Source organism: Bosea sp. AS-1 (assembly GCF_002220095.1).
Taxonomy (GTDB): Bacteria; Pseudomonadota; Alphaproteobacteria; order Rhizobiales; family Beijerinckiaceae; genus Allobosea.
The window spans coordinates 1,951,675-1,970,355 of the sequence record NZ_CP022372.1 but is presented as its reverse complement, the minus strand read 5'-3'; the positions used below and the strand labels follow the sequence as shown (position 1 = coordinate 1,970,355).

The 18,681-nt window shown below is 67.2% G+C and carries 17 protein-coding genes; 7 read left to right on the top strand and 10 right to left on the bottom strand.

Going from position 1 to position 18,681, the window contains the following annotated elements; genetic code table 11:
• Nucleotides 1–25: 25 nt before the first annotated feature.
• Together CE453_RS11020 and CE453_RS11015 are read right to left on the bottom strand one after the other, a co-directional pair.
• Nucleotides 26–3,613: an AsmA family protein gene (locus CE453_RS11020; RefSeq protein ID WP_089174628.1), complete on the bottom strand. Its 3,588-nt coding sequence runs from the start codon at nucleotides 3,611–3,613 to the stop codon at nucleotides 26–28.
• 241 nt (nucleotides 3,614–3,854) lie between these two features.
• A complete protein-coding gene (locus tag CE453_RS11015; protein ID WP_089174627.1) occupies nucleotides 3,855–5,291 on the bottom strand; it encodes an FAD-binding oxidoreductase in 1,437 nt (478 codons plus the stop codon).
• Nucleotides 5,292–5,506: 215 nt separating this feature from the next.
• On the opposite strand from CE453_RS11015, the gene CE453_RS11010 reads away from it, so the two are divergent.
• Entirely contained in the window at nucleotides 5,507–6,067 is a 561-nt protein-coding gene (locus CE453_RS11010) for a thioesterase family protein (protein WP_089174626.1), read from the top strand.
• Between the two features lie 9 nt (nucleotides 6,068–6,076).
• Here the strand turns inward: CE453_RS11010 and CE453_RS11005 are convergent, their stop codons facing one another.
• From CE453_RS11005 to CE453_RS10995, 3 genes are all read right to left on the bottom strand, one after another.
• Nucleotides 6,077–6,874: a potassium channel family protein gene (locus tag CE453_RS11005; protein WP_089174625.1), complete on the bottom strand. Its 798-nt coding sequence runs from the start codon at nucleotides 6,872–6,874 to the stop codon at nucleotides 6,077–6,079.
• Between the two features lie 68 nt (nucleotides 6,875–6,942).
• Nucleotides 6,943–7,572, bottom strand: a complete 630-nt coding sequence (locus CE453_RS11000) for a class I SAM-dependent methyltransferase (protein ID WP_089177835.1) — start codon at nucleotides 7,570–7,572, stop codon at nucleotides 6,943–6,945.
• 35 nt (nucleotides 7,573–7,607) lie between these two features.
• On the bottom strand, nucleotides 7,608–8,861 hold the full coding sequence (locus CE453_RS10995; RefSeq protein WP_248308032.1) for a BtaA family protein: 1,254 nt from the start codon (nucleotides 8,859–8,861) through the stop codon (nucleotides 7,608–7,610).
• A 192-nt stretch (nucleotides 8,862–9,053) separates the two neighbouring features.
• On the opposite strand from CE453_RS10995, the gene msrB reads away from it, so the two are divergent.
• Nucleotides 9,054–9,494, top strand: a complete 441-nt coding sequence (gene msrB, locus CE453_RS10990; RefSeq protein WP_198302317.1) for a peptide-methionine (R)-S-oxide reductase MsrB — start codon at nucleotides 9,054–9,056, stop codon at nucleotides 9,492–9,494.
• 42 nt (nucleotides 9,495–9,536) lie between these two features.
• Here the strand turns inward: msrB and CE453_RS10985 are convergent, their stop codons facing one another.
• On the bottom strand, nucleotides 9,537–11,186 hold the full coding sequence (locus CE453_RS10985; RefSeq protein WP_089174623.1) for an acyl-CoA dehydrogenase family protein: 1,650 nt from the start codon (nucleotides 11,184–11,186) through the stop codon (nucleotides 9,537–9,539).
• A gap of 115 nt (nucleotides 11,187–11,301) precedes the next feature.
• On the opposite strand from CE453_RS10985, the gene CE453_RS10980 reads away from it, so the two are divergent.
• The 3 genes from CE453_RS10980 to CE453_RS10970 all read left to right on the top strand — a co-directional run bounded on the left by CE453_RS10980 (nucleotide 11,302) and on the right by CE453_RS10970 (nucleotide 14,917).
• Entirely contained in the window at nucleotides 11,302–13,659 is a 2,358-nt protein-coding gene (locus tag CE453_RS10980) for an ATP-dependent helicase (protein WP_089174622.1), read from the top strand.
• A 64-nt stretch (nucleotides 13,660–13,723) separates the two neighbouring features.
• The gene (locus tag CE453_RS10975; protein ID WP_089174621.1) at nucleotides 13,724–14,308 is read left to right on the top strand and encodes a TetR/AcrR family transcriptional regulator; all 585 of its coding nucleotides are present in this window, start codon (nucleotides 13,724–13,726) and stop codon (nucleotides 14,306–14,308) included.
• A 123-nt stretch (nucleotides 14,309–14,431) separates the two neighbouring features.
• The gene (locus CE453_RS10970; protein ID WP_089174620.1) at nucleotides 14,432–14,917 is read left to right on the top strand and encodes a hypothetical protein; all 486 of its coding nucleotides are present in this window, start codon (nucleotides 14,432–14,434) and stop codon (nucleotides 14,915–14,917) included.
• Nucleotides 14,918–14,953: 36 nt separating this feature from the next.
• Here the strand turns inward: CE453_RS10970 and CE453_RS10965 are convergent, their stop codons facing one another.
• A complete protein-coding gene (locus tag CE453_RS10965) occupies nucleotides 14,954–15,352 on the bottom strand; it encodes a winged helix-turn-helix transcriptional regulator (protein ID WP_089174619.1) in 399 nt (132 codons plus the stop codon).
• Between the two features lie 123 nt (nucleotides 15,353–15,475).
• Here CE453_RS10965 and CE453_RS10960 point away from each other — a divergent pair, with 123 nt between their 5' ends.
• The gene (locus CE453_RS10960; RefSeq protein ID WP_089174618.1) at nucleotides 15,476–16,231 is read left to right on the top strand and encodes an SDR family oxidoreductase; all 756 of its coding nucleotides are present in this window, start codon (nucleotides 15,476–15,478) and stop codon (nucleotides 16,229–16,231) included.
• Nucleotides 16,232–16,242: 11 nt separating this feature from the next.
• Here the strand turns inward: CE453_RS10960 and CE453_RS10955 are convergent, their stop codons facing one another.
• Nucleotides 16,243–17,037: a GGDEF domain-containing protein gene (locus CE453_RS10955; RefSeq protein ID WP_089174617.1), complete on the bottom strand. Its 795-nt coding sequence runs from the start codon at nucleotides 17,035–17,037 to the stop codon at nucleotides 16,243–16,245.
• A 97-nt stretch (nucleotides 17,038–17,134) separates the two neighbouring features.
• Here CE453_RS10955 and CE453_RS10950 point away from each other — a divergent pair, with 97 nt between their 5' ends.
• The gene (locus CE453_RS10950; protein ID WP_089174616.1) at nucleotides 17,135–18,082 is read left to right on the top strand and encodes a 50S ribosomal protein L11 methyltransferase; all 948 of its coding nucleotides are present in this window, start codon (nucleotides 17,135–17,137) and stop codon (nucleotides 18,080–18,082) included.
• A 54-nt stretch (nucleotides 18,083–18,136) separates the two neighbouring features.
• Here the strand turns inward: CE453_RS10950 and CE453_RS29455 are convergent, their stop codons facing one another.
• Both CE453_RS29455 and CE453_RS10945 read right to left on the bottom strand, forming a co-directional pair.
• Complete coding sequence (locus CE453_RS29455; RefSeq protein ID WP_282568780.1) at nucleotides 18,137–18,265, bottom strand: hypothetical protein; 129 nt, start codon at nucleotides 18,263–18,265, stop codon at nucleotides 18,137–18,139.
• 52 nt (nucleotides 18,266–18,317) lie between these two features.
• Complete coding sequence (locus CE453_RS10945; protein WP_089174615.1) at nucleotides 18,318–18,563, bottom strand: hypothetical protein; 246 nt, start codon at nucleotides 18,561–18,563, stop codon at nucleotides 18,318–18,320.
• Nucleotides 18,564–18,681: the final 118 nt, after the last annotated feature.

Genomic DNA, 18,681 nt, shown 5'->3' with positions numbered 1-18,681 from the left:
TCTGGGAAGCTGTTGAATCAGCATCTCAGTTCAGCGGCGCGTTGCGCGGCGGCGGCATGGGAGCGATCTGGAACGGCTGAGCTGGCGTGCTTGCCGGCGGCGTCTGCACCGTCCCTTCGGGGGAGCTCGCCCGCGGCGCGCTCGGCAGGACGAGCGGCCCCGGCTGAGGCTGCGGTGAGGGCGGCGTCGGAGCCGGTTGCGCAGCAGCACGCTCGGCCGCCGCTCGCGCACGCTCCTCGACTTCGGCCCGGCGCCGCGCCTCCTGTTCGGCTCTGGCCTGTTCGGCCTGCTTGCGCTGCTCTTCCGCGAGCCTGCGCTGTTCCTCGGCCCGCCGCAGCTCTTCCTGGCGCTTCTCCTCGGCGAGGCGCGCTTCCTCCTGCGCCTTCAGGAAGAGATTGAGCTGGCGCTCGTTCTCGCGCATCTCGCGCTCGGCCCGAAGCCGGCGTGCGTGCATCGCCCGCTCGCGCGCATCAGCCTCGAAGGCCTCGACCCGCTCGATCTCACGCGCCAGCGCCCGTGCCGCCACGGTATTCGAAAGCGCGCTCACATCGCTCTCGCGCCTGAGATCCAAGAGCGGTCCGCGCCAGGCGATCCCGACCTGCGGCGCATCGCCCGGCCAGCCTTTCGGCAATGGACCGATCGGCCTCAGGCCGAGCCTCAGATCCGCAGTCAGCCCGCGCAGATCGACCGTACCGCTCGCCTCGGCCTTCAGTCCGTTGCGCTCGAACGAGAACGGCTGCAGCCGGATCAACCCGCCGGCCAGCGTGAAGGGCAGCGTCACGTCGCCCAGCGCCCAGGAATCCTTGTCGAGCGCCTCGGCCAGCCGGTCGCGCAACCGCGAGGCGTCGCTTTCTGAGGCGTCCTCACCGGTATTGGCGATGATACGATCGTAGGCCTTGGGATCGAAGCGCGCGAGACGCGTGCCGGCGAGCGACAGACTGCCGGCCCCGCTCAGCCCCGCGACCAGCCGCGCTGGGGTCTCGCCAGCGCCGCCGAACTCGAAACGCCCCGCCCCCTTACCTGCGACCGCCGCCTTGGTCAGCCCGGCAAGATCGACGCCCGCGAGATCGATCCGGCCATTGAGTTGTGCCAATCCGCCATCACGCCTCAGGCCGAGCCGGCCGGATACCTGCCCGCCACCATAGCTGCCGGCCACATCCTCGAGCCTGAGCCCGTCCTGATCGGACCTGAGCGCGAAGCGAGCTTTCTGAAGAACCACGCCATCGACCAGCGTCAGCACGCCGGCCTCGACTGCCACATCCATCTCGGGCAGCTCGGCGATGCGCCCGAATCGTGCCGTCGACCAGAGCGAGCCGACGGTGGGTGACGCCTGACCCAGCGCAGCGCCGATCAGCCCGCGCAGATCGGCTCCGGGGACGGAGAAGCGCCCCTGATAGCGCCCCTCACGCGGCAGGGTGAGCGAGCCCGTCGCGGCAGCACCGCCAAGATTGGCAGCGATGTCGTCGAGCCTGACGGTCTCCTCGCTTATCCGCAGCCGGGCATGGGCATCGAGAACCCCATCGGGCAACAGTCGCGCCGGGCCTTCCGCGAGGATCTGGTCCGGTCCGTCCGCCTGCAGGGTGAGTTGCGATCCGCCTGCCCCATCCTCGACCACGACCGACAGCCCCGGCCCGGCCAGCGAGCCGACCGCGCGACCGCCGCCCAGATCGAGCGTGAGCTTGCCCGGCCCGCTCTGCGTCGGTGCCGGTAGCCCGAGCGCCGCGAAAGCCTGCCGCCGGTCGGTGAGGTCGAAGCCGAGCGTCGCGCGTTGCCAGGTTCCGGACCGGTCGAGCCGGCCATCGACCGAGAGCTTGCCGGCCGCCGCCGTACCCTGTGCCGAAAACCCGGTCTCGCCCGAGGCCGCACGTGTCAGCCGGAAACCGGCATCGAGCCGCGACAGCCCGTCGCCGGCACGGGCGAGCACCTGCGCAGCCTTCTCCGGCAGCAGCGGCCCGGCAAGCGCGGCCAGGGTCTCGAAACGCGGCGCCCGCACGCGTCCGGAAATCTCGCCGCCCTCCGCCAGCAAGGCGCCGGAACCGGTCACGCTCACCCCGCCGAAACCATCGACCGAGAGTCGACTCAGCCGCCAGCTATCGCCCTCGCGCTTGAGGTCGAGCGAGCCCGAGCCCGGCGGCGCATTGCGGAAACGCGCATTGGCCAGCGACAGGTCGAGCGCGATGTCGCGCGTGCCGAACAGCCCGGCGAAGCTCGTCCCCGGCGGCAGGCTGTTGAGGTCGAGCCCATTCACAGTCGCCCTGGCGGCGAGCCGCTTGTCGGTCAATTCGCCCGCGGCTTCGAGCCGCAGCCCCGAAGATCCGGCGACCAGCAGATGCTGGAAAGCGAGGCCGGCTTCGCTCCAGCCCCCCGTGGCGTCGGCGTCGATCCGGCCGAGCCGTGCGATCATGTCCCCAAGGGCCGGGTCGAGTCCGTTGCGCGCCAGTACCAGCGCGACGCGACGCGCATCCTCTGCCTTGACGGTCAGCCGTCCGGACGCCTCCCGCTCGCTCAAGCTGCCGCTGGCGCCAACCAGCGCGCCGGCGACGCGCAACGAGGCGGTGGCGTCGGACAGCCCATGGTCGTGCAGTTTGCCCCGCAGCGCGAGCGCCGAGAAATCTTCGCCACGCCAGATCATCTGGTCGAGATCGAGGCTGATGTCGAAGCTGCCGGGCAGGCCCTGCAACGCCTGCTCGAAGCCCTTGCGCTCGGCGAGTGCCGTCGCCAGCGCATCGGCATCGAGCCGCCGCGCCCGCAGCGCGAGCGAGCCGGTGCCGTTCGCCAGCAGATATTGTCCCTCGCCCTCCAGCCGCGCCGCACCGCCGGCGAGATCGAGCGTCAATCCCGTAAGATCGAGCTGGCGGCTGCCGCCACGGACCCGGCCGGACAGCGCCACCGCCCCGCCCGGCGAAAGGTTGAACAGGCCGTCCACCTCGGCGCCGACACCGCCGTTCCTCTGCGGCAGGAGCAGCGCCCCATCGAAATTGAACTGCAGATTGTCGCCGGTGAGGAAGGCCTTGGCCCTGAGCCGTCCGCCCTCCTCCATCTCGCCGGTGGAGACTCGCACCGAAACGCCCGCAACCTCGCCCTCGAAGCGCCAGGGCCCGGCCAGGCTCACCGCCGAAACCTCGGCGGCGATCGGCGCGATCGTCACTGGCGCCTTGGCTGGGTCGCGCCAGATCAGCGCCGAGCGGCTGATCGTCAGCCGGTCGAGGCTCGCCTGCGACGGCAAGCCGCCGCTCCTGCGCTGAGGCAGGCGGATCGCCCCGTTCGGATCGAGTATGAGCGATAGCGTGGCGCCATCGAAGCTCGCCTCGGAGAAACGGAACTCGCCGCGCGCCAGCGAGGCCAGAGCCAGCTCGACGGTGGCCGTCTCGACCGTGGCCGAACTCGCCTCGCCCGGCTCGCCGATCCGCAAGCCGCCCAGCGTGATCCGCGGCGAAGGCAGCAGCCGCAGGCGGATATCCCCGCTGACCGTCGTCTCGACGCCGAGCGCCTCGCTCAATTGCGTTTCGAACTGTGACCGATAAACGCGCCAGTCGACGAAGCCGGGGCCGATCAGGGCCGCCAGGAGCGTCAGCACCAGCAAGGCTGCGAGGACTGTCAGAGTTTCACGCAAATTCCGCTTTCTGCTCCTGTCGCGGTGGTAAAAGGGCGTCAGCCCCGAATGTCATTGCAAGCAGAGCGAAACGATCCGCGGGAACGGGTGGGTCGTCCCGACCCGCCCCCTGGATCACTTCGGAGCCCGCGCTCCTCGCAACGACGGCTCGCGCCGAAGCCTGCCGTTCAACTTGCCCGCAAGTCGCGGCGAGATCACGACATTTCGGCCAAGCCGCGGGGGTGCGCAAGCGGCTGCGATGTCACAGAACGAGGATTTTGCCCGGATTGAGGATGTTCTGCGGGTCGAGCGCCCGCTTCAGCGTGCGCATCATCGCCAGCGCCTCCGGCCCATGCTCGAGCTCGAGATATTTCACCTTCTTCTGGCCGACGCCGTGCTCGCCGGTGCAAGTGCCGCCCATGGCGAGCGCCCGCTTCACCAGCCGGTCGATGAAGGCCTGAGCCCGCGCCACCTCGTCTGGGTCATCCAGGTCGACGAGGGGCTGCGTGTGGAAATTGCCATCGCCGACATGGCCGGCGATCGGTGCGATCAGCCCGCTTTCCTCGATGTCGCGCTTGGTCTCCTCGACGCATTCGGCCAGCCGCGAGATCGGCACGCAGACGTCGGTCGCGACCGAGTCGACGCCGGGCCGGAGCGCCTTCGCCGCCCAATAGGCGTCGTGGCGCGCCTGCCAGAGCTTAGAGCGATCCTCGGCCTTGGTCGCCCATTCGAACGGGCCGCCGCCGAATTCGGCCGCGATCTCTCCGAAACGTTCCGACTGCTCGGCGACACCAGCCTCGGTGCCATGGAACTCGACGAACAGCATCGTCGTCTCCGGCAGGCCGAGCTTGGCGTGCAGGTTGACGCCCCGGATCATCGAATCGTCGAGCAGCTCGATGCGCGCGACCGGCAGCCCGCTCTGGATCGTCAGGATCGTTGCGTCGCAGGCCGCCTTCACCGAGGGGAAGGGGCAAACGCCGGCGGCGATCGCCTCCGGAATGCCGTGCAGCTTCAGCGTGACCTCTGTGATGATGCCGAGGGTGCCTTCCGAACCGACCAGGAGGCGCGTGAGGTCGTAGCCGGCCGAGGTCTTGCGGGCGCGAGTCGCGGTGGTGACGACCGAGCCGTCCGCCATTACTGCCTTCAGCGACAGCACATTGTCCTTCATCGTGCCGTAGCGCACGGCATTGGTGCCCGAGGCCCGCGTCGCCGCCATGCCGCCGATCGAGGCATCGGCGCCCGGATCGATCGGGAACATCAGTCCCTGGTCGCGCAGATGTTCGTTGAGCTCCTTGCGGGTGACGCCGGGCTCCACCACCACGTCGAGATCCTCGGCGTGGACGGCGACGATCCGCTTCATCTGCGACATGTCGATCGAGACGCCGCCGAAGGGCGCGTTGACATGACCCTCGAGCGAGGTGCCGGTGCCGAAGGCGATGACCGGCACGCCATGCGCGGCGCAGAGCTTCACGATCTCGGAGACCTCTTCCGTGCTCTGCGGAAACACCACCGCGTCCGGCGCCTGGTTCGGGATCCAGGTCAGCGTGTGGCCGTGCTGCTGTCGGACCGCCAGGCTGGTGACCAGCCGGTTGCCGAAGCGGGCAGCCAGCGCCTGCGTCACGGCCTCGACGGCCTCGCGCAACGGCGGCAGCGCAGCAACGCTGGAAGTTTCGTGAAGCGACGCGGCGGGCAGGCTCATTGTCAATATCCGGGTTTGGCGCTTAGATTTGGAACAGATCGGCTTCGTCCCCGGTTACGATCGCGAGATCGTTCCGGTGCGGGTTGTTTTCTGCCCGCGCCGAGCCGATCGGCAACGGTCAGGATCGGTTCATAATAGAGCACGCAAATGACGGATGGGCAGCAGAAATAATGCTGCCACCCCTTGAACGAGGCGCTGGACAGGGAGGGCGGACCATGACGAACGAGACTCGCGCCCCGGCGCTGTTCTTCGCACCCTTCGTTTCGTCGTCCATGCGGGTCGAGCCGCAATGGATTGACTACAACGGTCATCTCAACATGGCCTATTATCATGTGCTGTTCGACCGCGCGGTCGACGAGGTCTTCTCGCTCGTCGGGCTGACCAGAGACTATGTCGAGACGCGCCATGCCTCGACCTTCACCGCCGAATGCCACGTCCTCTACAAGCGGGAGTTGACCGAGGGCGACCTCGTCCGCGTCACCGCCCAGCTCATCGCCTTCGACGACAAGCGGCTGCACTATTACCTTGAGATGCGCCACGCGAACGAAGGCTGGCTTGCCGCCACCAGCGAGAACATGTCGCTCCATGTCGACATGGTCCATCGCAAGGTGACGCCCTTCCCGCCCGACATCCTCGCCAATCTCGCGCTGATGAAGGCCGCCCACAGCATGATGCCGCTGCCGGCCGCGGTCGGGCGGATCATCGGCATGCCGGAGCGGCGGTCGATCAAGGTCGAGGATCCGGCGAGGGAACCCGAGACCGAAACCCGACACTGAGCGGCGGTCTCACTCGCCCTCGTCCGGTATCTTCAGCCGGTGCCCGCAGGCCTTGCAGTAGACCGCGTCGGGCTCATGGCGCTGCAATGCGCATTCCGGGCAGGGAAAGAGAATCTTGTTGGGGCGGAACAAGGTCTGCGCCAACCGCACGAACAGGGTGATGCCAACGATCATGACGACGATCGAGGTCAATTTCCCGGCGATCCCTGGCAGGGTCACGTCGCCGAAGCCGGTGGTGGTGACGGTCGCGACCGTGAAATAGAGCGCCTGGACATAGCTCTCCAGCCCGCCCGCCTGCCGGAAGAAGAAGGTGTAGACGAAGCCGGTGACGACGAAGAGGAACGTGGCGATGTTGCCGAGCGCGCGCACCACGTTCTCCCACTCGCGGAAGCGAGTGGTCCGGAACTGCGTCCAGACGATGCCCTTATGCGAGAGCGACCACAGCCGCAGGATGCGCAGGAAGCCGAAATTCTCCAGCCATTGCGGCATGAGCAGCGTCAGGAGGATGAAGAGGTCGAGCAGCATGGTCGGCTGGCGCAACAGACGCAGCATGTTGGTCGATGCGAGCAGCCGCGCTCCGATCTCCGCGATCATGATCACCGCGACCGAATAATCGATCCAGAGGAAGGCCGGCTTGTCCTTCAGCAGCGGCGTGATGATGAAGAAAGCGATGATGAGCAGATCGACGACGGTCGTCACCGCCTGAAAGCGCAGGGCAGTCGGGGTGCGGCCGTGATAGAGCTGGCGCAGCCGGCCCCGCAGGGTCTCGAACCGGCTTTCGGCTAGGCTGGAATCGGCGCTCTCCATTCTCCGGACGATAGCGGGTTGCGAGGCCCGCGGCCAAGGACGCCGTCAGGGGCGGGCTCGGAGATGCCCTAGCCCCGCGGCATCTCCGCCACGGCATGCACCGCATAGCCGCGATAGGGCGTCGCCACGCGGCAGCCGGCTCCGGCCACCTGCGAGAGTTGGCGCATCACCGCGGGCAGATCCTCGCGCGGCGTCACATGGAACAGCGCGAGCCAGCGCGACAGCAGACTCTTGAACGCGCCCGGCAGCCCGGCCTGATCGCCGAAATCGACGACATGCAGCGAGCCGCCCGCATTGAGCCGCCGCAGCGCCTCCGTCACCACCGGCTGCCAGGGTGGGATCATCGACAAGGCGTAGGAGATCACGATCCGATCGAAGCCCGGTCGGCCGAACAGCACCTGCGGATCGAAACCGGTCGCATCGGCCTGCGCCAGCCTGATCCGGTCGGCCAGCCCAGCGCGCGACACCGAAGCTCGCGCCGTCGCCAGCATCTCGGCGGAAACATCGAGCCCGTAGCAGTCGCACCCCGGATAGCGCCGCGCGATCTTGACGAGGTTGCGCCCGGTGCCGCAGCCGATCTCCAGGATCGCCGCGCCGGGCGGTGGCTCGAGCCCTTCGATCAACCCGTCGCGGCCGAGCAGATAGAACTTGCGGCTGGCATCGTAGATGTGCCGCTGATGCCGGTAGATCCGGTCCATCAGCCCGGCGGCGGAACCGGCCGGCCCGGCCGCGCTCACGCGGCCTGCTCCGGCATTGTGTAGAGGTGAAAGCCGCCATAGATCGCCGAGCGGTCCTGACGGCAAAGCGCGCGGCTCCTCGCCTCGTCATAACGCCACTGGTCGAGAAGTGCATCCGGCACCCGCCCAGGCAGCAGGCGCTCATCGGCAGCCGTGCGGAAGATCACCCGCGCGCCCGGCCGGGCCGTGCGCGTGATCTGCGACCACAGCGCCGCCAGTTCGGCATCGTTCATCCAGTCCTGCGCATCGAGCAGCACAAAGGCGTCGCAGCTCTTGGCCGGCTGGTCCTCCAGAAAGGCCGTGATTGCGCTCTGACGATAGCTGACGGCACCGGCCCGCTCTTTCACCGCCGTAAAATTCTGCGGCTGGAGATAGGGCGGCAGCGCCGCGTCGCTGCCCGTGCCATAACGGCGGCCGAAAGCCTGCTGCGCGAAGTAGTTGTCCTTGAGATCGAAATCGCAGGCCAGCCGCTCGAGCCTGAGCTTGAGCGCGCCGAGAATGCCATCCTCGCCATCGGCGGCGAGTGCCTTGTACTGCGCCGGCGGGATGCCGAGCCCGTAGAGCGAGGCCGGCTGACGCACCAGCCAGCGCACCAGCCTGCGATCGAAGACCGGGGCAAGATGCCTCTCGTAGAGCGCCCGCTGTTCGGCGAGATCGCGCGCCGCCAGCATCGCACGTGGATGACCGCCGAGCAGGCGTGCCAGCACATGGCCGGTGCCGATGAAGCGGCCGAGCAGCCCATAGCGGTAGAAGCCGTTGGCGAAAAGACTGATCCGGCGTCGGCCGTAGAGCCCCCGCCCCTCCCAGTAGCCGCGCGAGACGGAATCGAGATGCGGCGCGATCTCGCGGTCGTAGAGCGCCACGTTCTCGCGGGCGTCGGCAGCCCCGAAGAAGCGCCGGAACGTCGCATGATCGGTCATGCGACCCAAAGCGGCGAGCTTCAGCCGCCCCAGCGCGATATGGGCGCCATTGAGATCGACGGCGCTGACCCGGATCGGCGCCGCGGTCAGATAGGACAGGATGTTGCAGGAGCCCGAGGCGATGGCGACGACATGGTCGTCGGCCTGGAGCCCTAGCGCCGCCATGTCGACGACCGGATCCTCCCAGATCTGCGGATAGACCAACCCCGAGAAGGCACGGGTGAACATCCATTCCAGCAGACCCGCCTTGGAGAGCCGCTTGCTGCGCTGGACCGCCGTGCTCAGGCCCAGTGTGGTCGTCCGACGAACCGTGCGTGCCGTCTGCGTCACTGGTTCCCGCCTCCCTTTCAAGGTGGCGAGCCGACTAGAGGAGTCGCATGACGGTGCGGTGACGGGTCGGCAATGCCGCCATCGTGAAGCGTTGCGCCCTATCGGCGGGGGCTGAAAATCGGCACCCGAAGCGCCATATTGGGCGCAGCGGGCCGGTGGCATACCGCGCCATCCGCCGAGAAGGAGATCATCATGGGTCTGACGCGCATGTTCGGCACCGAGAAGAAGCAGGCCGAGACCTTTCCCTTCCAGCTCACCGATGCCGAATGGCGCCAGCGTCTGACGCCGGAGCAATACCGCATCCTGCGCGGCCACGGCACCGAGCGGGCGGGCTCCTGCGCGCTCAATTACGAGAAGCGCGCCGGAACCTTCTCCTGCGCCGGCTGCGATCAGCCCCTGTTCAAGTCGCACAAGAAGTTCGAAAGCGGCACCGGCTGGCCGAGCTTCGATCAGCCGCTGGAGGGCGCTGTCGGCACCACCGAGGATTTCAGCCACGGCATGCACCGCGTCGAGGTGCATTGCGCCAATTGCGGCGGCCATCTCGGCCACGTCTTCCCGGACGGTCCTCCGCCAACCGGCCTGCGCTACTGCATCAACGGCGAGGCGATGAACTTCGCACCGGAACAGGGCTGACCGCGCCCCTCGCGGCCGGGCTCGCCCCGAACATGCCGGCGGTCACGGAACCGCCGGCACTGCCCTTCGCGCCAGCGCCGCCGCATCGATATTCGTCGGCAGGTCGCCGAACTGCCCCGACCAGCCGTCCCCCGATCTTGTCGCGATGAAAGCGTCCGCCACCGGCGCGGGCGCAAAACGCAGCAGCAGCGAGGCTTGCAGTGCAAGCGCCAGCCGCTCGGTCAGCCGCCGGGCCTGCCCCTCGCTGCGGATCATCTCCGGCAATTCACCCTCGAGACGCTTCAGTGCCGCGTCATAGCGCCGGTCAGCGCCCGCGGCCGCAGTCAGCTCGGCCCGCAGCACATCGACGGCTCCCTCCTCGCGCGCCAGCGAGCGCAGCACGTCGAGGCAGATGACGTTGCCCGAGCCTTCCCAGATCGCGTTGAGCGGCGCCTCGCGATAGAGCCGCGCGATGGGGTTCTCCTCGATGAAGCCGTTGCCGCCATGGCATTCCAGCGCCTCGGTGACGACGGCCGGCGCCCGCCGCGTGATCCAGTATTTCGCGATCGGCGCGCCGACCCGCGCCAGCAGCCGCTCGCTCGCGGATTCCTCCTGCCGGTCGAGCGCGGCAAAGAGCCTGAAGGCCAGCCAGGCGGCCGCTTCGGCCTCGATCGCCAGATCGGCCAGCACATTCTGCATGATCGGCTGGTCGATCAGCGCCTTCTGGAACGCGCGCCGATGCTGCGCGTGATGCGCCGCGAGCGAGACCGCCATCCGCATCAGCCCAGACGATGCGGCAGCGATGTCGAGCCGCGAATTGTGGTTCATCGACAGGCCGGTGCGGATGCCCCGGCCCTTCTCGCCGATGAGATGCCCGATGGCGCCACGAAACTCGACCTCGGAGGAGGCGCTCGAACGGTTGCCGACTTTTTCCTTGAGCCGTTGGATCGCAATGCCGTTGCGCGATCCGTCCGGCAGCCAGCCCGGCACGGCGAAGCAGGATATGCCCTCGCCCGTCCGTGCCAGCGTCAGGAACACGTCGGAATGCGGCACCGAGAAGAACCACTTTTGCCCGAACAGAGACCAGGTGCCGTCGCCATTCTCCTTGGCATAGGTCTGGGTCTGGCGCAGATCCGAGCCGCCTTGCGTCTCCGTCATCGCCGTGCCGACGGTCGCGCCCGTCTTGAGATGGGCCGGCCCCTGCCGCGGATCGTAACGGTTCGAGGTGACGAGAGAGCCCCACTGCTTCCAAAGCAGAGGGTCCTGCTTCATCACCGGCACGGCGGCATAGGTCATGTTGATCGGGCAGCAGATCCCAGGCTCGGTGCCGTACCAGAGATATTGCAGCACGGCCCGTGCCACCTGCGCCCCGGTCTCGGGCCGATTCCAGGCCAGCGCATGCGTCTCCTGCCCAATGGCGAGGCCCATCAACTCGTGCCAGGCCGGGTGGAACGCGATCTCGTCGATGCGGTTGCCGAAACGGTCGAAGGCCCGAAGTTCGGGCGTGTAGCGGTTGGCGAGATAAGCCAGCTCCTGCACCCGCGCCGAGCCGATCGTCCGCCCCGCCTCGTGTAGCCTCTCGCGCGCCCAGTCGGCACCGAATGCAGAGACGATGCCGGGCAAGGCCGGATCCGCGGCGAAGGCGTCGTACCCGGCCAGTATCGGCACCTGATTGGTGATCTCCCAGCGGTTTTGCCTGTCCGGCTCTGCCATTGCTGCCACCTCCTTGTGGAACGGAGTATAAAATGATCGCTCCGGCAGGGCGCAATCCTGACATCGACGCCCTATATTCGCTGGAGAACGAATCACGCACGAGCAGCGCATACCCTTGTCAGAGACAGACGCCTTTTCCGCTCCCTCGCCCCGCCCCGGCGGCCTCGCCGCGCGTGCAGCCGCGCAGCCGGCAGCCGGCTATCTCGCAGGGCTGAACCCGGAGCAGCGCCAGGCGGTCGAGGCGACGGAAGGCCCGGTTCTGGTGCTGGCCGGCGCCGGAACCGGCAAGACCCGCGTGCTGACCACCCGCATCGGCCATCTGATCTCGACCGGCCGCGCCTATCCCTCCCAGATCCTCGCCGTGACCTTCACCAACAAGGCGGCGCGCGAGATGAAGGAGCGCGTCGCCCATCTGGTCGGCCCGGTTGCCGAGGGCATGCCCTGGCTCGGCACCTTCCACTCGATCTCGGCCAAGCTGCTGCGCCGCCACGCCGAGCTCCTCGACCTGCGCAGCGACTTCACCATCCTCGACACCGACGACCAGATCCGCCTGATGAAGCAGGTGATCCAGGCCGAGAACATCGACGAGAAGCGCTGGCCCGGCCGCATGCTGGCAGGCTTCATCGACTCATGGAAGAATCGCGGGCTCGCGCCCAAGGACGTGCCGGCGGGCGAGGCCGCCGTCTTCGCCCATGGCAAGGGGGGCAAGCTCTATGCCGCTTATCAGGAGCGGCTGCTCGCGCTCAATGCCGTCGATTTCGGCGATCTGCTGCTACACTGCCTGACGCTGTTCCGCGACTACCCGGATGTGCTGCAGACCTATCACGAGCGCTTCCGCTACATCCTGGTCGACGAGTACCAGGACACCAACACCGCCCAGTATCTCTGGCTGCGCCTGCTGGCGCAGGGCCGCCGCAACATCTGCTGCGTCGGCGACGACGACCAGTCGATCTATGGCTGGCGCGGCGCCGAGGTCGACAACATCCTGCGCTTCGAGCACGACTTTCCAGGCGCGACCGTGATCCGGCTGGAGCGCAACTACCGCTCGACCGGCCATATCCTCGCGACTGCCTCCAAGCTCATAGCCCGCAATGAAGGCCGCCTCGGCAAGACGCTCCGCACCGAGGATGCGCTCGGCGAGAAGGTCACCATCACTGGCGCCTGGGACAGCCAGGAGGAGGCCCGCCTCGTCTCCGACGAAATCGAAGCCATGCAAGCCAAGGGCCTCGACCTCGGTGAGGTCGCGGTGCTGGTGCGCATCTCGGCGCAGATGCGCGAAATCGAGGAGCGCTTCGTCCAGGCTGGCGTGCCCTACCGCGTCATCGGCGGCCCGCGCTTCTATGAGCGCGCCGAAATCCGCGATGCGCTCGCCTATCTGCGCTGCGTGGTCTCGCCGACCGACGATCTCGCCTTCGAGCGCATCGTCAACGTGCCCAAGCGCGGCCTCGGCGACGCGACGGTCCAGCTCCTGCACAACCACGCCCGCGCCACCGGTTTCTCGCTGATGCAATCGGCCCGCGCCGCGGTCGAGAGCGACGAGTTGAAGCCCAAGGCCCGCACGGCGCTGCGCGAACTGGTCGATGCCTTCGGCCGCTGGTCGGCCCGCGCCGAGCATATGCGCCAGGGCGAGCTCGCCGAGCTCGTGCTGGAGGAGAGCGGCTACACCGAGATGTGGAAGAAGGACCGCTCGGCCGACGCCGCCGGGCGCCTCGAAAACCTCAAGGAGCTCGTCCGCTCGCTCGACGAGTTCCCCGACCTGCCCGCCTTCCTCGAGCACGTCTCGCTGGTGATGGACGCCGATGGCGGCGAAGCCGAGCAACGCCGCGTCTCGATCATGACATTGCATGCGGCCAAGGGGCTGGAATTCGACACCGTCTTCCTGCCCGGCTGGGAGGAAGGGCTGTTCCCCAACCAGCGCGCGCTCGACGAGAACGGTCGCGCAGGTCTTGAGGAAGAGCGCCGCCTCGCCCATGTCGGCCTCACGCGCGCCCGCAAGAAGCTGAAGCTCTATTTCGCCTCGAACCGGCGCATCCACGGCCTCTGGCAGACCAGCCTGCCCTCGCGCTTCATCGATGAGTTGCCGGAGGAACATGTCGAGGTCGAGCAGGCCCCGACCAGCTATTCGCAAGGCGGCTACGGCGCCTCGCGCTTCGACCGGATGGAGAGCTTCGGCTCGACCTACAACACGCCGGGCTGGCAGCGCGCGCAGGAGAACCGCGCCAAGAACAGCGGCTTCTCCGAGAGCGGCCGCGGCTTTGGCGGCAGCTCACGTCAACGCGGCCCGCTCCTGATCGAGGGTGAGCTGACGGCAAAATCCACCGGTGAATCCGCCTATGGCGAAGGTGCCCGCGTCTTCCACGTCAAGTTCGGCCCCGGCTCCGTCGCCAGTGTCGATGGCAACAAGCTCACCGTCGATTTCGACAAGGCCGGCCGGAAGATGGTGCTGGACTCGTTCGTACAGAGAGCGGGTTGAGGTCCGCCGCTGCGGCGATTGAGCGCGCCTTGACGACCTACTTACTAGTAGGTAGAAATCGAGTATGACCGCCTCAGCGTCGACATCCGATGAAATCCTGCGTTGCGCCCGCTCCCTGCTGATCGAGGGCGGGTATAACGGCTTCAGCTATGCCGACATCGCGAAGGTGGTCGGCATCCGCAATGCGAGCATCCACCATCATTTTCCCAGCAAGGCCGACCTCGTCCGCACGCTTGTCGCCCGCTATCGGGAAGAGGCCGAGGCCGGTATTGCCGCCCTGGAACGCCAGTTCCCGGATCCTGCACAGCAATTGCGTGCCTATACGGGTTATTGGGAGGCCTGTATCGGCGACGCCAGCGCGCCGATCTGCGTTTGTGCCCTGCTGGCGAGCCAGATTCCCGTCCTCCCACCGGAGATCGCACTCGAGGTCCGCGCCCATTTTCGCGCCCTGTCAGCCTGGCTGACTTCGGTCCTCGAACGCGGCGCAACGCAAGGCAGCCTGCAGCTCTCCGGTTCAGCCAAGGCCGAGGCGGAAGCCTTCATGGCCTGCGTCCATGGCGCGATGCTCTCGGCCCGCGCCTATGGCGACCCCAAGATCTTCGGGGCCATCATTCATCCGCGACTGGAACAGCTGACAGCACCGCGATGAGCATCGCTCGCCGAAACGTGAAAATACGCGCCTAAGTAACCTACCAACTAGTAGATAGATTTTGCTTCGCGGCACCTGCAGCGCATTGCCGCCATTCAACCTCTCGCTGAAAAGGCATCTTCCATGTTCGGCATTTCATCTCTTGGCTGGGTACACACACTCGGCAGCCTGCCGGCCATTCCGGCCGCCGCCTATATGTTTGCTCTCCATGGCCGGATCGTCCCCCGTTCGCCCGCCGGCATCGTCTATTTCGTCTCGATGCTGATTGGTGCCGCGACGGTCTTCCTCGTCGCGCATCAGCCCGTGAGCAACGTGATCGGCGCGCTCACGCTGCTGCTGCTCCTCATCGGCTATGCCGTTGGCCGGCTGCCGATTCCCGACCGTGCAACGAGATATGTCGAAACCATAGCCCTCAGCCTGACGGCCTTCCTGCTCATGCTGCCGACCGTGACCGAGATCCTTCGTCGCGTCCCGGACGGGCACCCCTTCGTCACCGACCTGAAATCCCCGCTCCTTCTCGGCGCACAGGGAAGCATCCTCGCGGCGCTCGTCATCGGGTTGACCGTGCAGATCGTCTTCCTGCGCAGACAGGGCAGAACTGCCGGATGAGCGCATGGCGATCGGGCCTTACTCGAAGGGGCAGCATCACGCCCCTTCCTCTCGCGCCCGGAACGCCTTCCGCGCGGCCGAGACTTCTCCGTAATAGGTTTCGGCCCAGACCCAAACGCCGCAGAATGCCGCGCTGAGCTCCCGCCCCAGCTCGGTCAGGGTGTAATCGACATGCGGCGGAATGACCGGATGAACGGTACGGAGGACGAGCCCGTCCCGCTCCATCTCCCGCAGCGTCTTGGTCAGCATCTTCTGGCTGATGCCGCCGACCATGCGCCCGACCTCGGTGAAACGTAGCGTGCCGCGCTCCTCGAGCGCCTCCAGCACCAGCATCGTCCATTTGTCCGCCACCTGCGCAATCACCTGTCGCACCAGCGACTCCACTGCCGGGCTCACCGGCGGGACCGCCTCGCTGCGGGCATGCATCACCGCCATGGCAGTCCGGATCGTCTGCACCCAACACTCTCCTTTTGGTACGTATGGCACTTTCAAGCGCCTTCTTTCCAATGAAGAGTAAGGGCGCCATCTCCTCTCACGCAACCACGAGAGGGCTTTGCGATGAACATCTCCGGAAACACCATTCTCATCACCGGCGGCGGCTCGGGCATCGGCCGGGCGCTGGCGGAGGCGCTGCACGCCAGGGGCAATCAGATCATCATCGCCGGCCGGCGCGAACGGGTGCTCGACGAGGTCACTGCCGCCAACCCCGGCATGGCCTCGATGCTGCTCGACATCCAGGACAGGGCCGATATCGAAGCCTTCGCCCGACAAACCGTCGAGCGCTTCCCGAAGCTCAATGCCGTCCTCAACAATGCCGGCATCATGAAGCCCGAGGATATTCCCGCCGGCATCAGCCTCGCCATCGCCGAGGAGACGATCGCGACCAATCTGCTCGGTCCGATCCGCCTGACCACGGCGCTCCTGCCGCATCTCCTGAAGCAGCCGCGCGCCACGGTCCTGACAGTCTCCTCCGGCCTCGCCTTCGTGCCGCTGGCCCTGACTCCGACCTACAGCGCCACCAAGGCTGCGATCCATTCCTGGTCGATCGGCCTGCGGGAGCAGCTCAGGAACACGCCGGTCGAAGTGATCGAGATCGCCCCGCCCTATGTGCAGACGGAACTGATGGGCGCCCAGCAGGCCGTGGACCCGGCCGCCATGCCGCTGGCCGACTTCACCGCCGAGGTGATGACGATCCTTGAGACCCGGCCGGACGCTGCCGAGGTGATCGTCGAGCGCTGCAAGCCGCTACGTTATGCCGAGGCGAACGGCAACTTCGCGCAGGTCTTCGCCGCGCTGAACGACCAGCACGCCTGACACGAGCGGCTTCAGGCGACGGCAGCCACGTCCAGCGCGAAAGCGGCGCGGTTCCGCCCGAGGGTCTTCGCCCGGTAGAGCTGCTCGTCGGCCTCGGCGATCAGTTCGTTGAGCGTCACGCCGCCGGTCTGGACCGCGGCGCCGATGCTCACCGTCAGCGCGATCGTCCTGTCAGCGGCAACATCGATCCTGAGGGACCGGACCGCTTCCAGGATCTTCGCGGCCATCAGGCGGGCCTCATCAGCGGCAAGCCCGGGCAGGTAGACGGCGAACTCCTCGCCGCCGAGCCGGCCCGAGAGGTCGCCAGCCCCGACCGTGCCGGCAATCGCCGTCGCCAGACTCTGCAAGGCATCGTCCCCGGCCGGATGGCCGAAGCGGTCATTGATCTGCTTGAAATGATCGGCGTCGATGAACAGGAGCGCGCCCTCCCCGCCTCCCGCCATCGACTCGCGCAAGGCGGTGAGGAAGCTCCCGCGGTTCAGCAGGCCGGTCATGCCGTCGCGCCGCGCCTTCTCGACGGCCGCCGCGTGGGCGGCCGACAATTCGCGATGTGCCTCCACCAGCTCCCGGTGCAGCCGCGCGATCTCGTTGCGGGCCTCGCGAAAGCGCTCCGCCTGCCGGAACTGCCAGGCGCTCACGGGCCAGGCAATCAGTAGCGGGCAGAGGATGCACATCAGCCAGGCATTGCCGTCGACGACGCCACCAAGCAGCGGCACGATCGTGACGGCGAGGCCGAGCGAGGCCGCGATCGACGACACGGTCGCAACGCTTGCCTTGACGATGATCCTGCGCGTGGTGGGCGTCATGGCCCACCCCATAACGTCCATTGCTGAACGCGAGGTTTCGGTAGCTCCAGCGGCCATTTCCGATGACAGCGCCGGGCGCGCCTGCTAATCGCAGCCCATGCGCGAAGGCCTCCTGCCAGCGACGGTCGCGACCGTCCTCGAACTCTCCACCTCGGGCGAAAAGGCCCGGGCCCTGACCGAACTGCTCGGCGAAGTCTTCGACCCGACAGAGACGGCAATCTCGTCCTTCGAAGTTGAGGAAGGCGTCACCACGCTCTCGCTCAACGCGCCCTGGAAGGTGGAGATCTATTTCGCCCACCATCCGGACGAGGAGGCCGTGCGCGACATGCTGCGGCCGATCGTCGGCGACAGCATCGACAGCACGCCCTTCACCACGGTCAACCAGCAGGACTGGGTCGCGACCAGCCTCGATGGGCTGAAGCCGGTGCGCGCCGGCCGCGTCATCGTTCATGGCGCGCATGATCGCGATGTCGTGCGGGTCAACGACGTGGCCATCGAGATCGAGGCGGCGCTCGCCTTCGGCACCGGCCATCACGGCACCACATCCGGCTGTCTGCTGGCGCTCGACGCCGCGCTGAAGAAGCGTCGCCCTCGCCATGGCCTCGATGTCGGCACCGGCACGGGCATCCTGGCGCTGGCACTCGCCAAGCAGATCAAGCGCAAGGTCGTCGCCGGCGATATCGATGCCGTCGCGGTCGAGGTCTCGGCCCATAATGCCCGGCTCAACCATGCGCCGCATGCGCTCGATCTCTATGTCGCGCCGGGGCTGCGTCACGCCAAGGCCAACCGGCCCGGCCATTTCGACCTGATCTTCGCCAATATCCTGGCTGGGCCGCTGAAGCGCCTCGCCCCCGCGCTGGCGCGCGCCCTCTCGTCGGACGGAACGCTGATCTTGTCCGGCCTGCTCGCCATGGATGTCGCCGGCGTGGTCTCGGCCTACCGGCACCAGGGCGTTTCTCTCGCCAGCCAGTCGCTGCGCGAAGGCTGGGCGACACTGGTCATGAAAAAAGGCGGCGCAGCCCAAAGGCCCCGCCGCCCTGCCTGACCTCCGACACTCCGTGCTTCGAGAGCTGGAGCGTGAGGCCGTTACGCTTCGACTTCAGAAGTCGATATGGCCGTACTTGGCCTCTGCCTCAGCCTGCAGGCTGCGCGCATCGTGCCAGACGGCGGCGGCGAACTTCGCCGCATCGGCGATCCGCTCGGCTATATGCTTGATGATGACGATCATGGTTCCGATCCTGGGTGCTATCGGCGCGCGAGCTAGCCGCGGCGCCGTGAATTCAGCGGTTGAAGGGCAGCGACGCGTCGTTCGACAGACTGGTGAACGGAATGCCGCCGAGCACGATCCCTGCCTCGTTGACGAGGAGATTGCGGGCGCGCAGCTCGCGAGCCGCCGAGCGCATCCGGCTTTCGAGGATGGCGGCATAGAATCGGCCCAGCAGCCCGGGCTTTTCCGAGGACTTCGTCGCCGTCTCGGCCATCACCGGCACGGGCAGCACATCGGCGTTGTTCAATACGTAGGTCATGGGTCCATCTCCGAAAAACGAAGGACAGTCCCGGTCGCTTCCTCGTTCTCTTATGCGCCTAAAGTGGGATCATTTCGCATATGCGAGAAGATATGTTCGCATATGCGAGATATGCAGA